Here is a 715-nt window from a genome sequence, read left to right on the forward strand (position 1 = left end):
ACCTTGTTTAGGAGTGAAATAATGAAAAATTTATGGATTAACCGTGGTAAAATGTGGGAAATATCCTCTAAACAAATGATTGTTTTTAAATCTTCAACTTTAAAGAATGAACTGGGAGATCAAGAAAAAGTGGATGAAATTGACTCTGTTGATGAAACGAACAATACATTTCAAACAGATTCTATTCTAGAGATTCCGGATTTTCCTGAATCTGATTTTATGAATGAACTGGGAGATCAAGAAGAAGTGGATGAAATTGATTCTGTTGATTTATGGATTAACCATAGTAAAATGTCGGAAATATCCTCTAAACAAATGATTGTTTTTAAATCTTCAACTTTAAAGAATGAATTTCGAGATCAAGAAAAGTTGGATGAAATCGATTCTGTTGATGAAACGAACAATATATTTCAAACAGATTCTATTTTAGAGATTCCGGATCTTTCTGAATCTGATTTTATGAATGAACTGGGAGATCAAGAAAAAGTGGATGAAATTGATTTTGTTGATGAAACGAACAATACATTTCAAACAGATTTTATTTTAGAGATTCCGGATCTTCCTGAATTTGATTTTATGAATGAACTGGGAGATCAAGAAGAAGTGGATGAAATCGATTCTGTTGATGAAACGAATAATACATTTCAAACAGATTTTATTTTTGAAATTCCGGATTTTCCTGAATTTGATTTTATGAATGAACTGGGAGATCAAG

The 715-nt window shown here is 30.3% G+C and carries 1 protein-coding gene; it reads left to right on the forward strand.

Annotation, left to right across the window (positions count from 1 at the left end; all coding sequences use genetic code 11):
- Positions 1-21: 21 nt before the first annotated feature.
- Positions 22-715: hypothetical protein (locus tag MR071_RS25015; RefSeq protein ID WP_242238244.1), on the forward strand; the 694-nt coding region annotated here is incomplete at its 3' end.

Source organism: Bacillus cereus group sp. BfR-BA-01316 (genome assembly GCF_022664195.1).
Taxonomy (GTDB): Bacteria; Bacillota; Bacilli; order Bacillales; family Bacillaceae_G; genus Bacillus_A.